This window comes from Monashia sp. HAY1-2A (assembly GCF_056755315.1).
This window is the reverse complement of sequence record NZ_JBNDHY010000049.1, coordinates 13,305-29,367: the sequence shown is the minus strand read 5'-3', so window position 1 is coordinate 29,367 and position 16,063 is coordinate 13,305. Positions and strand designations below refer to the sequence as shown.

At 72.5% G+C, this 16,063-nt stretch carries 14 protein-coding genes; 11 read left to right on the top strand and 3 right to left on the bottom strand.

What is annotated here, in order from left to right; genetic code table 11:
• The first annotated feature begins 129 nt into the window (after positions 1-129).
• Positions 130-654 carry an adenine phosphoribosyltransferase gene (locus tag ACPYOM_RS09670; RefSeq protein WP_481345772.1) on the top strand — a complete coding sequence of 175 codons (525 nt, stop codon included), beginning with the start codon at positions 130-132 and terminating at the stop codon, positions 652-654.
• A 28-nt stretch (positions 655-682) separates the two neighbouring features.
• Positions 683-2,983: a RelA/SpoT family protein gene (locus tag ACPYOM_RS09665; protein ID WP_481341499.1), complete on the top strand. Its 2,301-nt coding sequence runs from the start codon at positions 683-685 to the stop codon at positions 2,981-2,983.
• Positions 2,984-3,055: 72 nt separating this feature from the next.
• Here ACPYOM_RS09665 and ACPYOM_RS09660 read toward each other — a convergent pair whose 3' ends face one another.
• Together ACPYOM_RS09660 and ACPYOM_RS09655 are read right to left on the bottom strand one after the other, a co-directional pair.
• The gene (locus ACPYOM_RS09660) at positions 3,056-5,062 is read right to left on the bottom strand and encodes a DUF349 domain-containing protein (RefSeq protein ID WP_481345771.1); all 2,007 of its coding nucleotides are present in this window, start codon (positions 5,060-5,062) and stop codon (positions 3,056-3,058) included.
• The gene (locus ACPYOM_RS09655) at positions 5,059-5,925 is read right to left on the bottom strand and encodes a peptidylprolyl isomerase (protein WP_481345770.1); all 867 of its coding nucleotides are present in this window, start codon (positions 5,923-5,925) and stop codon (positions 5,059-5,061) included. Before ACPYOM_RS09655 ends, ACPYOM_RS09660 begins: the two co-directional genes overlap by 4 nt.
• 170 nt (positions 5,926-6,095) lie before the next feature.
• Between ACPYOM_RS09655 and ACPYOM_RS09650 the strand changes: the two genes are divergently transcribed.
• Positions 6,096-6,797: an MBL fold metallo-hydrolase gene (locus ACPYOM_RS09650; protein WP_481345769.1), complete on the top strand. Its 702-nt coding sequence runs from the start codon at positions 6,096-6,098 to the stop codon at positions 6,795-6,797.
• Positions 6,794-8,137, top strand: coding sequence for a histidine--tRNA ligase (hisS, locus tag ACPYOM_RS09645; RefSeq protein ID WP_481345768.1), 1,344 nt, complete (start codon positions 6,794-6,796; stop codon positions 8,135-8,137). The genes ACPYOM_RS09650 and hisS overlap by 4 nt, the downstream gene beginning before the upstream one ends.
• A gap of 9 nt (positions 8,138-8,146) precedes the next feature.
• Here the strand turns inward: hisS and ACPYOM_RS09640 are convergent, their stop codons facing one another.
• The gene (locus ACPYOM_RS09640; RefSeq protein WP_481345767.1) at positions 8,147-8,755 is read right to left on the bottom strand and encodes a hypothetical protein; all 609 of its coding nucleotides are present in this window, start codon (positions 8,753-8,755) and stop codon (positions 8,147-8,149) included.
• 195 nt (positions 8,756-8,950) lie between these two features.
• Here ACPYOM_RS09640 and ald point away from each other — a divergent pair, with 195 nt between their 5' ends.
• From ald to ACPYOM_RS09605, 7 genes are all read left to right on the top strand, one after another.
• Positions 8,951-10,066 (top strand): alanine dehydrogenase, encoded by a 1,116-nt coding sequence (ald, locus tag ACPYOM_RS09635; RefSeq protein ID WP_481341505.1) that lies wholly within the window; start codon positions 8,951-8,953, stop codon positions 10,064-10,066.
• Entirely contained in the window at positions 10,063-11,061 is a 999-nt protein-coding gene (xerD, locus tag ACPYOM_RS09630) for a site-specific tyrosine recombinase XerD (RefSeq protein WP_481345773.1), read from the top strand. The genes ald and xerD overlap by 4 nt, the downstream gene beginning before the upstream one ends.
• Positions 11,062-11,130: 69 nt before the next feature.
• Positions 11,131-12,111 carry a ParA family protein gene (locus ACPYOM_RS09625; protein ID WP_481345766.1) on the top strand — a complete coding sequence of 327 codons (981 nt, stop codon included), beginning with the start codon at positions 11,131-11,133 and terminating at the stop codon, positions 12,109-12,111.
• A 14-nt stretch (positions 12,112-12,125) separates the two neighbouring features.
• Complete coding sequence (locus tag ACPYOM_RS09620) at positions 12,126-13,220, top strand: segregation and condensation protein A (RefSeq protein WP_481345765.1); 1,095 nt, start codon at positions 12,126-12,128, stop codon at positions 13,218-13,220.
• A complete protein-coding gene (gene scpB, locus ACPYOM_RS09615; protein ID WP_481345764.1) occupies positions 13,213-13,917 on the top strand; it encodes an SMC-Scp complex subunit ScpB in 705 nt (234 codons plus the stop codon). Before ACPYOM_RS09620 ends, scpB begins: the two co-directional genes overlap by 8 nt.
• Positions 13,914-14,960, top strand: coding sequence for a pseudouridine synthase (locus ACPYOM_RS09610; protein ID WP_481345763.1), 1,047 nt, complete (start codon positions 13,914-13,916; stop codon positions 14,958-14,960). Before scpB ends, ACPYOM_RS09610 begins: the two co-directional genes overlap by 4 nt.
• Positions 14,957-16,048 carry a prephenate dehydrogenase gene (locus ACPYOM_RS09605; protein WP_481345762.1) on the top strand — a complete coding sequence of 364 codons (1,092 nt, stop codon included), beginning with the start codon at positions 14,957-14,959 and terminating at the stop codon, positions 16,046-16,048. Before ACPYOM_RS09610 ends, ACPYOM_RS09605 begins: the two co-directional genes overlap by 4 nt.
• Positions 16,049-16,063: the final 15 nt, after the last annotated feature.

Below are 16,063 nucleotides of genomic sequence, written 5' to 3'. Positions count from 1 at the left end.
TCCGTCGTCGGCAGCGTCAGATGTGTATAAGAGACAGGTGCACAAGTACGCACAGGCGGGCCCCCGCAACCAGCCCAAGCGGGCGCCCAAGTCGCGACGCTGACCAGCCAGAGCGAAGGACCACCACGAGTGAGCGAGATCAGCGACCTCGTCGCCAGCCGGCTGCGCGACATCCCCGACTTCCCCAAGCCCGGCGTCCTCTTCAAGGACTTCACCCCGCTCATCGCCGACGGCGTTGCCTTCGGTGCCCTGGTGCGCGACATCGCGCGCCGGTACGCCGGCACGGTCGACGTCGTCGTCGGCATCGAGGCGCGCGGGTTCATCCTCGGGGCGGCCGTCGCCCACGAGCTCGGTCTCGGGATGGTCCCCGTGCGCAAGGCCGGCAAGCTGCCGGGTGACACGCTCAGGGAGTCCTACGCCCTCGAGTACGGCACCGCCGAGATCGAGGTGCACACCGACGCCTTCGAGCCGGGCCAGCGCGTCCTCGTGGTCGACGACGTCCTCGCCACGGGCGGGACGGCGGAGGCGACCGTCCAGCTCGTCGAGCGAGCCGGGGCGCAGGTCGTGGCCGTCGAGGTCGTCCTCGAGCTGGCCTTCCTGGGCGGCCGAGAACGTCTCACCGGACGGCCGGTCAACGCCATCCTCACCGTGTGACCCCGGGCCGACCGCCTAGACTCTCTCCATGAGCGAGGACGTCCGTAGCGAGCTGTCCACCCCCTCGCGGGTGCGCGCCCGCTTCGCCCGGTTCGGGGCCACCCGGCCGGGGGGCAACCCCGTCCTCGAGCCGCTCATGACGGTGGTGCGCCAGAACCACCCGAAGGCCGACCTGTCGGTCATCGAGCGGGCCTACGCCGTGGCCGAGCGGGCCCACGACGGGCAGATGCGCAAGAGCGGCGACGCGTACATCACCCACCCGCTCGCCGTGACGACGATCCTCGCCGAGCTCGGCATGACCCCGCCGACCCTCGCCGCCGCGCTGCTGCACGACACCGTCGAGGACACCTCGTACGGTCTCGACGAGCTGCGTCGCGACTTCGGTGACGAGATCGCGATGCTCGTCGACGGCGTCACCAAGCTCGACAAGGTGACCTACGGCGAGGCCGCGCAGGCCGAGACCGTGCGCAAGATGGTCATCGCGATGGCCCGCGACATCCGCGTGCTCGTCATCAAGCTGGCCGACCGCCTCCACAACGCTCGCACGTGGCGCTACGTGAGCCCGGAGTCGGCCAAGCGCAAGGCGAACGAGACCCTCGAGATCTACGCCCCGCTCGCGCACCGCCTCGGCATGAACACCATCAAGTGGGAGCTCGAGGACCTCTCCTTCGCGACGCTCTACCCGAAGGTCTACGACGAGATCGTCCGTCTCGTCGCCGAGCGGGCCCCGGCCCGTGAGGAGTACCTCGCCGGCGTCCGGTCCCAGGTCACGGAGGACCTCACGGCGGCCAAGATCAAGGCCACGGTCACCGGCCGGCCCAAGCACTACTACTCCGTGTACCAGAAGATGATCGTGCGCGGCCGGGACTTCGAGGAGATCTACGACCTCGTCGCGGTCCGCGTCCTCGTCGACACGGTGCGCGACTGCTACGCAGCGCTCGGTGCGCTGCACTCGCGGTGGAACCCGGTCCCGGGCCGGTTCAAGGACTACATCGCGATGCCGAAGTTCAACATGTACCAGTCGCTGCACACGACGGTCATCGGCCCGCAGGGCAAGCCGGTCGAGATCCAGATCCGCACGCACACGATGCACCGCCGCGCCGAGTACGGCGTCGCGGCCCACTGGAAGTACAAGGACCAGGCCGTCAAGGGCGGGGGAGCGCGCCCCGGCGAGATCACCCCGCAGAACGACATGGCCTGGCTGCGCCAGCTGCTCGACTGGCAGCGCGAGACCGAGGACCCCGGCGAGTTCCTCGACTCGCTGCGTTTCGAGATGGGCAGCAGCGAGGTCTACGTCTTCACGCCCAAGGGCGCGGTCGTCGCCCTCCCGATGGGCGGCACCCCCGTCGACTTCGCCTACGCGGTCCACACCGAGGTCGGCCACCACTGCATCGGCGCCCGGGTCAACGGCCGCCTCGTACCGCTGGAGTCGACGCTCGAGAACGGCGACGTCGTCGAGGTGCTGACGAGCAAGGCCGACGGCGCGGGTCCCTCGCGCGACTGGCTCCAGTTCGTCAAGAGCCCGCGGGCCCGCAACAAGATCAAGGCCTGGTTCAGCAAGGAACGGCGCGAGGAGGCCATCGAGGCCGGCAAGGACGCCATCGCCAAGGCCCTGCGCAAGCAGAACCTGCCGCTGCAGCGGCTCATGAGCCACGAGTCGATGACGGCCGTCGCCACCGACCTGCGCTACCAGGACATCGAGGCGCTCTACGCGGCCGTCGGCGAGGGCCACGTGTCGGCGCAGCACGTCGTCGGAAAGGTCGTCGCCTCGATGGGTGGCGTCGACGGTGCGACGGAGGACCTCGCCGAGGCCACCGTCCCCACCCGTCAGGCCAAGCGGCGCCGCGGGGGAGACCCGGGCGTCGTCGTCGTGGGCACGGCCGACGTCTGGGTCAAGCTCGCCAAGTGCTGCACGCCCGTGCCCGGCGACCCGATCATCGGTTTCGTGACCCGCGGCAACGGCGTCTCCGTGCACCGGGCCGACTGCACCAACGCCACGCAGCTGACCGCCAACCCCGAGCGGCTCATCGACGTCGAGTGGGCCCCGAGCTCGGCCAGCGTGTTCCTCGTGCAGCTCCAGGTCGAGGCCCTCGACCGCAACCGGCTGCTGTCCGACGTGACGCGGGTGCTGTCCGACCAGCACGTCAACATCCTGTCGGCGTCGGTGCAGACCTCCCGCGACCGTGTCGCCATCTCGCGGTTCACCTTCGAGATGGGCGACCCGGCCCACCTCGACCACGTCATCAAGGCGGTCCGCAAGATCGACGGCGTCTTCGACGTCTACCGGGTCAACGGCGGCAAGTCCACCGACGCCGCCCTGCGCCGCTGACCGACCCCGCGCCAACGACCGACCGTCGGCGAGCCACGGGTCGTGGCCCACCGACGGTCGGTCGCGGCTGGGTCAGCCGCCGAACTCGGCGACGCCGGCACGGGCCTGGTCGAGCCAGGTCTGACGTGCCTCGAGCGCCTCACGGGCCTTGCGGATCGTGGACTCGTTGCCGGTCCGCTCGGCCTTCTCGAGCTCCTCGCGCAGGTCGGCGACGGCACGCTCGAGCTGGTCGACCATGCCCCGGGCGCGCGCGGCGACCTCCGGGTTGGTCGACCGCCACTTCCGGTCCTCGGCGTCGCGGACGGCCTGCTCGATGCGGCGCATCGCCTTCTCGACCCGGTCCATGTCGGCGCGCGGGACCTTGCCGGCGGCGTCCCACTTGTCCTGGACGATGCGCAGCTGCGCCTTGGCCTTCTCGAGGTCGGTCACCGGCAGGATCGCCTCCGCCTCGACGAGGAGCGCCTCCTTGACCTCGAGGTTGCCGCGGTACTGCTCCTCCTCGGCGGCGACGACCTCGTCCTTGGCCGCGAAGAACGCGTCCTGCGCGGCCTTGAACCGGGTCCACAGCTTGTCGTCGTCGGTGCGGCTCGCGCGTCCGGCCCGGCGCCACTCGTCCATGAGACGCTTGAACGCGCCGGCGGTGGCGGCCCAGTCGTGGCTGGTCGCGAGGCTCTCGGCCTCGGCGACGAGGCGCTCCTTGCGGGTCTTGGCGTCCGCGTGCTGGGCGTCGAGCTGGGCGAAGTGGGCACGGCGGGCCTTGTCGAAGCCGTTGCGCGCGGCGCTGAAGCGCTGCCACAACGCGGACTCGGTCTCGCGGTCGAGGCGGGTGGCCGCCCGCTGGTGGGCCTTCCACTCGTCGAGCAGCTCGCGCATCCGGGCACCGCTGCTCTTCCACTGGATGCGGTTCTCCGGCTGGGCCGCGATCTGCTCTGCCTCGGCCACGATCTTCTCGCGCTCGGCGGTGGCCAGGGCTCGAGCCTCGGCGCGGTGCTGCTGCTCGACGGTGCGCTTGCTCGCGATGCCGGACTGGATCTCGTCCAGCTTGGCGGCCAACGCGTCGAGGTCGCCGACGACGGTCGCGTCCTTGACCTGCGCCGCCAGCGTCTTGAGCCCCTCGGCGACGTCCTTGGACGGCACCTCCGGCTGTCCCAGCCGCTGCTCGAGCAGCACGGCGGAGGCGAACAGCTCGTCGTACTTGCGCGCGAAGTAGGTCAGCGCCTCCTCCGGCGTGGCACCCGGGTAGGAGCCCACCTCCTGCTCGCCGTCCCTGGTGCGCACGAAGACGGTGCCGTCCTCGGCGACGCGACCGAACGCGGCCGACGCGGAGTGGTCGCTCGTCACCGGTGCCGGGGCGGCGGGCGCCGGGGCGTGGCCGGCGACCTTGGCCACGGCCGCGGGTGTCGGGATCCCCGACGGCCTGGGCACCGCGCTCGGCTTCGGGGGCGCGGGCACCGGCGCTGCCGGCGCCGCCGGCGCTGCCGCCGCGACCCCGGTGACCCCGGCAGCAGGCGCCTCGGCGTCGGCCGGCGTCTCGGCCGGCGGCTGCGGAGCAGTGCCGGCCGGCTCTGCCGACTCCGGGACCGCGACGTCCGCGGGAGCCGCCCCTGCGGGCTCGGCGACGGCCGGCTCAGCCGCCTCGGGCTCGGCCACCTCAGGCTCCGCCGCCACGCTCGGCTGCGAGGTCTCTATGGGTCCAGCGGCCACGCTCGGCGCCACGGTCTCGGCGGTCTCGGGCTCGGCGGTCTCGGTCTCGGCGGTCTCGGGCTCGGCAGTCTCGGTCTCGGCGGTCTCCGCGGTCCCCGTGCTGTCGTCGGTCTGGACGGGGTCCGCCGCGTGGGCCGCCTCGGTCACGCGGACGGACTCGAGCGTGTCGGCCATGTCGGCTGCGGGGTTCACAGGTGCCTGCTCCTCCGTGGGGACGTGGGGCTGGGCGTCGGTCGCGTTCTCGGTGGTGGCCTCCGCCGTGTCCGCCATACCGGCCCCGGGCGCGTCCGGCGTCGTGCCAGCGGCCTCGGAGCCCTCCGCGGCCGGCACCACCTCCGGGGTCTCGTCGGGCTGGGGGTGCTGCACGTCGCTCATGCCTTCTTCTCCGTCACGCTGACACTGAGGATGCTGATCGGGGACACCGGGGTGCCGTCGGCGGGGCTCGGCGGCAGGGCCTTGTTCGCCGCGATCCTCGCGACGACGTCGAGGCCCTTGATGACCTTCCCGAAGATCGTGTAGCCGCCGCCGTCGGTCGGCAACTTCGTTTCCTTGTACGTGATGAAGAACTGGCCGCCGTTGCTGTTCGGGTCCTGCGTGCGCGCCATGGCCAGGCTGCCGGCCGGGTACGTGCCGTCCTTCGGCGCGTTCTCGATGCCGAAGGTGTAGCCGGGGCCGCCCGAGCCGGTGCCCGTGGGGTCGCCGCACTGGAGTACGTAGATGCCCTCGGTCGTGACGCGGTGGCAGGGGCTCGGCGCCCAGTACCCCGCCTTGGCCAGGTTGAGGAACGATGCCACCGTCTGCGGGGCCTTGGCGCCGTCGAGCTCGACGACGACGGGCCCGCAGGTGGTCCTGATGGTGGCCACGAAGGTCTTGCCGGCGGCTGTCTTCTTGTCGGGGACCTGCGTCAGCTTCTTCGGCGTCTTCTGCAGCGCCGGGGGCCTGGTGCAGCCCGCGGCGAGCTTCTGGCCGGCCTGGAGGCCGTTGGCGCCGGTCGTCGCGCCGGGCTCGGAGGTCGTCGACGCAGCGGGCGTGGTCGTGGCTGCGGCGGCCGGCGTGCCGGTGTCGGAGCTGCCGATGATCTTGGGCACTGCGATGACGGCCGCGACGACGAGGATGACCGCGAGGATCACGCCGAACACCTGCTTGTCCCGCGTCGAGTCGCTGACCGGCGGCTTGGCCTTCTTCAGCTGCTCCTCGTGGCGGCGGCGCGCACGTGCGCGTTCCTGCTCTTTGGTCACGAACCTCTCCTCGAACGGGCCGCTGGGGGTGGTCCCCGGGCGTTCGGTCATTTTAAGGAAGGAGCCCGGCTCGGGCGCAGCAGGACCGGTCACGAGTCCATGACAACTGGCTCGGTTCCGGAGATGTTGCGGTGAGCGGGCGCCAGGGCACGTCTCGCTAGGCTCGCGATGTGCTCACCATCGCCTTCCCGGCCCAGGCCTTCGACACGAACTGCTACGTCATCGCGCCGGCGGCGGGGGAGGAGTGCATCGTCGTCGACCCGGGCGTCGGCGTCGTCGAGACGCTCCGGGACGTGCTGGCCGAGCACCGGCTCCGGCCTGCCGCGGTGCTGCTCACCCACGGGCACGTCGACCACGTCTACTCGGTCACGCCCGTGTGCGGCTCGGACACCGCCGCCTACATCCACGCCGATGACCGGTACCGGCTGACCGACCTCCTCGCGCGCAGCAACCCGGGACTCGTCGCGATGCTCGAGCAACAGTTCGGCACGGCGGCGCAGTGGACCGAACCCAGCACCGTGGTGGAGATCGGCGATGGCACGCGCCTGACGCTCGCCGGGCTCGACGTCGACGTCGTCCACGCCCCGGGCCACACCGAGGGCTCGGTCATGTTCGGCATCGACCGCGTGCCCGACGGCATCCGGGGCCAGGTCGACGTCGACCGCACCATGGTGACCGGCGACGTCCTCTTCGCCGGCTCGATCGGGCGCACCGACCTGCCCGGCGGCGACGCGGAGGCGATGCGGCGCAGCCTGCGCGAGAAGGTCCTGCCCCTGCCCGACACGACGCTCGTCCTGCCGGGGCACTACCGGGCCACGACGATGGCCCACGAGCGGGCCACGAACCCGTACCTGACAGACTTGGGCGCGTGAGCAGCACCCCGAGCACCAAGGTCACGCCGATCAGCGGGTTCCCCGAGTACCTGCCTGCCGAGCGCATCGTCGAGCAACGCTTCCTCGACGTCATCCGCGAGACCTTCGAGCTGCACGGCTTCTCCTCCGTCGAGACCCGCTCCATCGAGCCGGTCGACCGCCTGCTCGGCAAGGGCGGCGACGCCGACAAGGAGATCTACGCGGTCTCCCGGCTCGCCGGTGACGACGCGGACGCCCGCTGGGGCCTGCACTTCGACATGACGGTGCCCTTCGCCCGGTACGTCCTGGAGAACGCCGGCAAGCTGTCGTTCCCGTTCCGGCGCTACCAGATCCAGAAGGCCTGGCGCGGTGAGCGTCCCCAGGAGGGGCGCTACCGCGAGTTCACGCAGGCCGACATCGACGTCGTCGACACCGGTGAGCTGAGCCCGCACTTCGAGGCCGAGATGCCGCTCGTCATCGCCGACGTCTTCAGCCGGTTCCCGGTCGGCGAGTTCGTCATCCAGGTCAACAACCGCAAGATCCCCAACGGCTTCTACCAGGGCATCGGCATCACCGACGTCGTCGGCACCCTGCGCATCGTCGACAAGCTCGACAAGGTGGGCCCCGAGAAGGTCAAGGCGATGCTCGTCGAGGCCGGCGCCACCGACGAGCAGGCCGACCGGTGCCTGGCCCTGGCCGACATCCGCAGCGAGGACCTCTCGTTCGTCGAGCAGGTCCGGGCGCTCGGCGTCGAGCACCCGCTGCTCGAGGAGGGCCTCGAGTCGCTCGCCGAGGTCATCCGCACCGGCATGGCGCACGCCCCGGGCCGCATCGTGGCCGACCTGCGGATCGCGCGGGGCCTCGACTACTACACGGGCACGGTCTACGAGACGCAGTTCGTCGGGCACGAGTCGTGGGGGTCCTTCTGCTCGGGGGGCCGGTACGACGCGCTCGCCACGGACGGCCGGAACACCTACCCCGGTGTCGGCATCTCGATCGGGGTCACGCGCATCCTCGGCCTCCTCGTCGGCCGCGGCCTCGTCACGGCGTCGCGGTCCACCCCCGCCGCGGTCCTCGTCGCCCTCAAGGACGACGACTCGCGCGAGGTCGCGGTGGCGGTGGCGACGGCCCTGCGCCGACGCGGCATCGCCTGTGAGGTGGCGCCGTCGGCGGCCCGCTTCGGCAAGCAGATCCGCTACGCCGAGCGTCGGGGCATCCCGTTCGTCTGGTTCCCCGAGGCGGGGGAGTCCGGCGACGAGGTCAAGGACATCCGCTCCGGGGAACAGCTTCCGGCGGACGCCGAGGCGTGGACCCCGCCCGCCGAGGACCTGCGCCCGGCCGTCACGCGCGTCGAGGGCTGAACGGCCCGCTCACGTAGGCGGTGGGCGCAGGCCCTGGTCGCGCAGCTCGAGCCGCGCCAGCTCGCGGATGACGACGGTGTCCTGGCGCCGCCACGCACCGACCGGGTCGTCGCAGACTCGGGCCAGGGCCCGCATCGGCTGGTTGGCCAGGGCCCGCAGCGCGAAGAGGTCGAGGTCCGAGCCGGAGTCGACGAACCGCTGGGCTGCCGCGGCCCGGCGGGCGAAGCCGATGCGCACGTAGAGCCACAGCCCGACGACCATGACGATCGGCACGAGGGCCACGACGAGCCCGAGCACCAGGGCCACGCGCTCGACGGCCGTGGCCATCGACGCGCCGGCGTCGCTCAGCGTCGTGCCCGACCTCGCGGCCTGCCCGAGCCACTGCTCGAGCTGGTCACCGACGAGAGGGATCCGTCCGGCCTGGTCACCGGCGCCGGCGAGGGAGCGGTGCACCGAGTCGCCGGCCGCGGTGATCGAGTCGGCCGGCCCGCGCAGCCCCAGGACGACGTCGTGGGTCCGGCGTCCGAGCCACACCCAGAGGCCGACCCACAGCAGCACCAGCACGTCGGACAGCAGCTGACGCGTCCGCCGGGCGGGGGTGTCGGCGTAGAGCTTCATGAGTCGGGCCTCATCGGTGCGCCTCCCTGGTCGGTAGCCAACCTACGCGCCGGAGCCCGGCCCGGCAGTGTGCCGGGGCGGCCGCGGACGCGTCCACCACGTGGATACGCTGGCCTCGCGGCCGCTGGACGGGGCCGTTCGACCGCGGCAACGGCGCCGCGGGAGGTCGTGAGTCCGGAAGGAAGTGCAACAGGCATGAAGGTCGGTATCCCTCGCGAGGTCAAGAACCACGAGTACCGCGTGGCCATCACACCGTCGGGCGTCCACGAGCTCACCGAGCACGGTCACGAGGTCTTCGTCGAGAAGGACGCTGGCGTCGGCTCGCAGATCGGAGACGACGACTACGTCGCCGCCGGCGCCCGCATCATCGGCTCGGCCGACGACGTGTGGGGCGAGGCGGACCTCGTCCTCAAGGTCAAGGAGCCCGTGGCCGAGGAGTACCACCGCCTGCGCGAGGGGCTGACGCTGTTCACCTACCTGCACCTCGCGGCCGACAAGCGGCTCACCGAGGAGCTCGTGGCCCGCAGGGTCACCGGCATCGCCTACGAGACGGTGCAGCTGCCCTCGGGCGCGCTGCCGCTGCTCTACCCGATGTCCGAGGTGGCCGGTTGCCTCGCTCCGCAGGTGGGGGCCCACGCGCTGATGCGTGCCCAGGGCGGTCGTGGCGTGCTCATGGGCGGTGTCGGCGGGGTCGCCAACGCCAAGGTCGTCATCCTCGGCGCCGGCGTCTCCGGGCAGAACGCCGCGAACATCGCCCTCGGGATGGGCGCCGACGTCACGCTGCTCGACACCGACCTCGACAAGCTGCGGATGTCCTTCTGGCGCTACGACAACCAGGTGCACGGCCTCGCCTCGTCGCGGTTGACGGTTCAGGAGCAGGTGCTGCAGGCCGACATGGTCATCGGTGCGGTGCTCATCCCCGGTGCGGCCGCCCCGAAGCTGGTCTCCAACGACCTCGTTGCCCGGATGAAGCCGGGGTCGGTCCTCGTCGACATCGCCATCGACCAGGGCGGCTGCTTCGAGGACAGCCACGCCACGACGCACGCCGACCCGACCTACCAGGTGCACAACTCGGTGTTCTACTGCGTGGCGAACATGCCGGGGGCGGTGCCGAACACGTCGACGTACGCGCTGACCAACTCGACCCTGCCGTACGCGGTGAAGCTGGCCAACCAGGGCTGGCAGGACGCCCTCCGCTCGGACCACGCGCTGGCGCTCGGTCTCAACACCCACGACGGTCACGTCACGTATGCCGGCGTCGCCGAGGCCCACGGCATGACCGCCGTCTCGCTCGACGAGGCGCTGTCCTGACCCAGCCGCCCGCAGCCCCGCCGGCCGCGGGCGTCACGCGCATCGAGCGCGACGTCCGCGGCTGGCTCGACCACGTCCGCGTCGAGAAGGGCGCGTCCGACAACACGCTCGCCTCCTACCGCCGCGACCTGCGCGCCTACACCGCCCATCTCGCGGCCCGCGGCGTCACCGACGCCGCCCGGGTCACCGAGGCCGACGTCACCGACTTCCTCGCCGGCCTGCACGAGCGGGGGCTCGCGCCGTCCTCGGCCGCGCGGACCCTCGTCGCCGTCCGTGGGTTCCACCGCTTCCTGGCCCTCGAGGGGCAGGCGCCGACCGACCCGGCCGCCAACGTGGCACCGCCGAAGCCGCCGGCCCGCCTGCCCAAGGCCATCTCCGTCGAGGCCGTCGAGCGGCTGCTCGCCGCAGCGTCGGTCGGCGACACGCCCGAGTCCCTGCGGGACCGGGCCCTGCTCGAGCTGCTCTACGGCGCGGGTGCCCGCATCAGCGAGGTCGTCGGGCTGGACGTCGACGACCTCGACCTTCCCGGCCCGCCGGGCCCGGACGTCGCGGGGGAGGCCCCCACGTCCGGTTCCGGCGTCGGCGTCTCGGCGGTGCGCCTGCACGGCAAGGGCGGCAAGGAGCGTCTCGTGCCGGTCGGGCGGTACGCCGTCGACGCGGTCACGGCCTACCTCGTCCGCGGCCGGCCTGCCCTCGCGGTCAGGGGCCGGGGAGGCCCCGCGCTCTTCGTCAACCAGCGCGGCAACCGGCTCTCGCGCCAGTCGGCCTGGGCGGTGATCCGCCGCGCGGCCGAGCGGGCCGACCTCAGCGAGCACGTGTCGCCGCACACGCTGCGCCACTCGTTCGCCACCCACCTGCTCGACGGTGGCGCCGACGTGCGCGTCGTGCAGGAGCTGCTCGGGCATGCGTCGGTCACGACGACGCAGATCTACACGATGGTCTCGACACACCGGCTCCGGGAGGTGTATGCGACGGCCCATCCGCGTGCACGCTGATAGGGTCGCTCGTGATCGGCGAGAGCCCGACCACTGACCTGAGACGAGGTCGACCGAGTGGAACACCAGGTGAACGAGGAGTCACACGAGACCATGCAGTCCGTGCCGTCCGAGCACCTCGACACGCGACCCGGCGACGCCGGCCGGCACCCCGGCCCCGCGCCCGAGCGCATCGTGTCCGCCGCCGCGCTCCAGGCCGACGCCCGCGCCGGACTCGGCCCCACCGGTCGTCCGCTGCCCGACTTCCCGACGCCCGCGCCGCTGTCGAGCCACGGCCCGGCGCGGATCATCGCCATGTGCAACCAGAAGGGCGGCGTCGGCAAGACGACGACGACCATCAACCTCGGGGCGGCCCTGGCCGAGCTCGGCCGCCGGGTCCTCGTCATCGACTTCGACCCGCAGGGCGCCCTCTCGGTCGGTCTCGGCGTCAACGCCCTCGAGCTCGACACGACGATCTACAACCTGCTCGTCGAGCGCGGTCACGAGATCCACGAGGTCATCCGGACGACGCGGACGCCGGGCCTCGACGTCGTGCCGGCCAACATCGACCTGTCGGCCGCCGAGGTCCAGCTCGTCGGCGAGGTGGCTCGGGAGCAGATCCTCGCCCGCGTCCTGCGCCCGGTCGTCGACGAGTACGACGTCATCCTCATCGACTGCCAGCCCTCGCTCGGCCTGCTGACCGTCAACGCCCTGACGGCTGCGCACGGCGTCGTCATCCCGCTCGAGTGCGAGTTCTTCGCGATGCGGGGCGTGGCGCTGCTCATCGACACGATCGAGAAGATCACCGACCGGCTCAACCCGCGCCTGCAGGTCGACGGCATCCTCGCCACGATGTACGACGCCCGCACCCTGCACAGCCGCGAGGTCGTCCGGTCGGTCGTCGACCACTTCGGCGACCAGGTCTTCCACACCGTCATCAGCCGGACGGTGAAGTTCCCGGACGCCACGCTCGCCGCCGAACCCATCACGACGTACTCCTCCGAGCACTCCGGGGCGAACGCCTACCGGCAGCTCGCGCGCGAGCTCATCTCGCGCGGCGGTGCTGCCTGATCCCCCCTGACGCCATGACCGAGCAGGACATCGTCGACCGCGGGGCGGTCGACGCACCGAGCGCCGTGCCGAAGGCAGCGGCCCCGGCGCTGGACGTCGACCTCGAGCCGTCGGGGGTCGCCTCGGAGGCCACCTCGGGGATCACGCCGGGCGGCGTGCTGACCCGGCGATCCGCGACCGCGCCGTTCCAGGTGCACCTCGACGTCTTCTCCGGGCCCTTCGAGCTGCTCCTCGGCCTCATCAGCAAGCACAAGCTCGACATCACCGAGGTGGCACTGGCCCAGGTCACCGACGAGTTCATCGCCCACATCCGGGCGGCCCAGGCCGTCGACGACGACTGGGACCTCGGCCAGGCCAGCGAGTTCCTCCTCGTCGCGGCGACCCTCCTCGACCTCAAGGCGGCCCGGCTCCTGCCGCAGTCGGGCCCGGAGGACGACGAGGACCTCGCCCTCATCGAAGCCCGCGACCTGCTCTTCGCCCGGCTCCTGCAGTACCGCGCCTACAAGGAGATCGCCGCGACGTTCCGCGAGCGGATGGCCACGGCCGGGCGCATCACCCCCCGTCAGGCCGGCCTCGAGCCGCACTTCGCGAGCCTGCTGCCCGAGCTGGTCATCGCCCTGACGCCCGAGCAGTTCGCCATGGTCGCCGCGCGGGCCATGACGCCCAAGGTGCCTCCGACCGTGGGCCTGGACCACCTGCACGCGCCCCAGGTCAGCGTCCGCGAGCAGGCGGCGATCATCGTGTCGCGCCTGCGGTCCCGTGGCCAGGTGTCCTTCCGCAGCCTCGTCGCCGACGCCGACAGCACGCTCGTCATCGTCGCCCGCTTCCTCGCCCTCCTCGAGCTGTTCAAGGAGGCGGCCATCGCCTTCGAGCAGGCCGAGGCCCTCGGTGAGCTCGACATCCGGTGGACCGGCGCCGACGAGGGCGACGTGCAGATCACCGACGAGTTCGACGAGTCCGACCAGTCCGACCAGTCTGACGAGTCCGACGCCGTGGACGCGACCGACGCCGTCGACGAGGCCGACGCCGCCGCCGAGACCGACGTCCCGCCGGCAGCGGACGCCCCGAGCACCACATCCCAGATCGACGCAGGAGCAGACGATGAGTGACGAGGACGTCGTGGTCGCCCCGGCGGACGCCGACGACGAGCCAGGCTTCGAGGCGGTCGACACGTCCCCCGGGCACTCGGACGAACCGGTGCCGGACCCGGTGGTCGAGCCCGACGAGCAGATCGCCTTCGACATCAACGACTTCCCGGGCGGCGCGCGCTCGGCGCTCGAGGCCGTCCTCATGGTCGTCGACGAGCCGGTCACCGAGCTGGCCCTCGCCTCGGCGCTCGAGCTGCCCGTCGAGGACGTCCGGGAGCACCTGGCTGCCCTGGAGGCCGAGTACGCCGAGCAGCAGCGCGGGTTCACGCTGCGCAGCGTCGCCGGCGGCTGGCGCATGTACAGCCGGCCCGACTATGCCCCTGTCGTCGAGAAGTTCGTCCTCGACGGGCAGCAGGCCAAGCTGACCCAGGCCTCCCTCGAGACCCTCGCCGTCATCGCCTACCGACAGCCGGTATCCCGCGCCAGGGTCAGCGCCGTCCGCGGCGTCAACGTCGACGGTGTCGTGCGCACGCTCGTCTCGCGCGGCCTCATCGAGGAGGTCGAGGGCACGGGCGACAGCGGTGCGGTCCTGTACCGCACGACGCCCTACTTCCTCCAGCGGATGGGACTCGGGTCGCTCGACGACCTGCCGCCGCTCGCGCCGTACCTGCCGGACGCCGACGTCATCGACGAGCTCATCGAGGAAGGACACGCATGAGCGAGTACTCACGGTCCCCGCGCCAGCCGCGGAAGAAGGGCTCCGGCTCGGGACGCGCCGGCGGCGGGCCCCGTGGTGCCGGCGGGTCCGGTGCTCCGGGAGGCGCCGGGCGCGGTCGCGGCGGCCAGCCGGCCCGGGGTGGCAGCGGGCAGCCGGCCCGCGGGGGCAAGACCGCCGGCCGCGGTGGTTCAGGCGGCTCGAGCGGCTCGGGCGGGCGCGGCCAGCGCTCCGCCCCGCGGTTCGCGGGTTCGACGAAACCCAGCCAGCCGACGCGCCTGCCCGAGCGGCGCGAGCAGCCGCAGGTCGACGTCCACGACCCGGCGGGCACCCGGCTGCAGAAGCTCATGGCCGCCGCCGGCGTCGGTTCGCGCCGTGTCTGCGAGAACCTCATCGCCGAGGGCCGCGTCGAGGTCGACGGGCAGGTGGTGACCGAGCTGGGGGTGCGCGTCGACCCGCGAACCGCGGTCGTGCACGTCGACGGCGTCCGCGTCAACCTCGACGAGGACCGCGTCTACCTGGCGTTCAACAAGCCCAAGGGCGTCGTCACGACGATGAGCGACGAGCTCGGTCGCGTCTCGCTCGCCGACTACGTCGGCAACCGCGAGGAGCGGCTCTTCCACGTCGGACGCCTCGACGCCGACACCGAGGGGCTGCTCCTGCTGACCAACGACGGTGACCTGGCCCACCGGCTCCAGCACCCGGCCTACGGGGTCCTCAAGACCTACCTGGCCACGGTCCGCGGGCCGGTCGGCCGCGACGTCGGCAAGCGGCTGCGCGAGGGCGTCGACCTCGAGGACGGCCCCGTCAAGGTCGACTCCTTCCGCGTCGTCGACAGCCAGCCGGGCAAGGCGCTCGTCGAGGTCGTCCTGCACGAGGGTCGCAAGCACGTCGTGCGCCGGATGCTCGAGGCCGTGGGACACCCGGTCCTCGAGCTCGTCCGCACCGAGGTGGGCCCGATCCGCCTCGCCGACCTCAAGTCCGGCCGGCTGCGCCGGCTCAACAAGGCCGAGGTGGGCGCGCTCTACCAGGCCGCCGGTCTGTGACCAGCGTCCACGTCGTCGGGACGGGCCTCATCGGCACGAGCCTCGGCATCGCCCTGACCAGCCGCGGCTACCGGGTCACACTCGAGGACCCCTCGCCGACGGCGGTCCACCTGGCCCGGGACCTGCGTGCCGGTGAGCCGCTCGACGCCGCGGGGGAGCGGGCCGGCGGCGACCCCGATGTCGTCGTCGTCGCGGCGCCCCCGGACGTCGCGGCGGACACCGTCGCGGCGGCGCTGCGACGCTGGCCGCGCGCCGTCGTCACCGATGTCGCCTCGGTCAAGGAGACGGTGCTCGAGCGCGTCCTCGCCTCCGGGGCCGACGCCTCCCGCTACGTCGGCTCGCACCCGATGGCCGGGCGCGAACGGTCGGGCGCGGCGGCCGCGCGCGCGGACCTCTTCGACGGTCGGGCGTGGGTCGTCGTGCCGCACCCGGGGTCGAGCGAGGCCGCCGTCCGAGCCGTCCGGACGCTCGCCGTCGACGTCGGGGCCGCCGTGCGCGTCATGCCCGCCCGGGAGCACGACGCCGCCGTGGCCGCCGTCTCGCACGTGCCACAGCTCGCTGCGAGCATCGTCGCCGCCTGCCTGCGCGAGCTGCCCGAGCCCGCCGTCGGCCTCGCCGGCCAGGGCCTGCGCGACGTCACGCGCATCGCGGCGAGCGACCCGCGGCTCTGGACACAGATCCTGGCCGGCAACGCCGCCGCGGTGCGGGAGGTCCTGCAGCAGGTTCGCGGGCAGGTCGACGACGTCCTCACGGCCCTGGACAGCCTCGTCGACGACGACGGCGCCGGCTCGCTCGCGACGCTGAGCCGCGTCCTCGAGTCCGGCAACCTGGGGCACGCGCGCATCCCCGGTAAGCACGGGTCCGCACCGGCTGCCTACGAGGTCGTGTCCGTCGTGGTTCCGGACGAGCCGGGCGCCCTCGCGCGCCTGCTCACCGACATCGGCGCGGCCGGCATCAACCTCGAGGACCTGCACCTCGAGCACGGGCTCGGGCAGGCCGTCGGTGTGGCCGAGGTGTCGGTCGTCCCGGCGTCCGTCGAGCCGCTGCGGGCCGAGCTGACCCGGCTCGGCTGGCGCGTCCACGACTGAGCCCGCGCCCACGAG